Annotated in this window: 1 protein-coding gene and 1 pseudogene; both read left to right on the forward strand. The window is 43.8% G+C overall.

Annotated features, from left to right (window positions below; genetic code table 11):
- Positions 1-580 (forward strand): His/Gly/Thr/Pro-type tRNA ligase C-terminal domain-containing protein (locus tag R7040_RS25700; RefSeq protein ID WP_318097461.1); only part of this gene is annotated, 580 nt, incomplete at its 5' end.
- Positions 581-743: 163 nt separating this feature from the next.
- Positions 744-812, forward strand: a pseudogene (locus R7040_RS25705) (DUF533 domain-containing protein); the annotation flags it as partial.

Genomic DNA, 812 nt, shown 5'->3' on the forward strand with positions numbered 1-812 from the left:
TGAACTGGGTCAAGTAGAAGATCTGCGTAACGTAGTAGAAGGCGATCCAAGCCCATGTGGTAAAGGTACGCTAATGCTGAAACGTGGTATCGAAGTTGGTCATATCTTCCAACTTGGTAACGTTTACTCAGAAGCAATGAACTGTAGCGTTCTTGGCCCTGACGGTAAAAACGTAATCCTAGAGATGGGTTGTTACGGCATCGGTGTATCGCGTGTTGTTGCTTCTGCGATTGAACAGAACCACGACAAATACGGCATCATTTGGCCAGACGCAATTGCACCTTTCCAAGTAGCAATCGTGCCAATGAACATGCACAAATCTGAGCGCGTAAAAGAAGCAGCAGAGAAGCTATACGCGGAACTAACTGCTATGGGCATCGAAGTTCTATTTGATGACCGTAAAGAACGTCCAGGTGTAATGTTCTCTGACATCGAGTTGATCGGTATCCCTCACACTATCGTGATTGGCGATCGCAGCATGGATGAAGGTAACTTCGAATACAAAAACCGTCGTACTGGCGAGAAAACTCCAGTAGCGATGGCGGATATTGTTGAGCACGTTAAATCTCAACTTAAATAAACGCCTAAAAGGTTTCGATTAAATAAAAGGGTTGGCTTCGGTCAACCCTTTTCTATTGTCCTCAGAAATGACACTGCCCCTAATTTCTTTACTATTCATTTCGTTAATCTTTGGTTCAGCTTGTTGTTTGTACACTGTTCTCAACATTTACAGGAGGTCAGTTATGGATTTAAAAAGTCTTCTAAACCAAGCGCTCAACTCTGATTTACTCAAACAAGGTGCTGGCGCCCTG

The sequence above is a fragment of the Vibrio sp. 1069 genome (genome assembly GCF_033340555.1).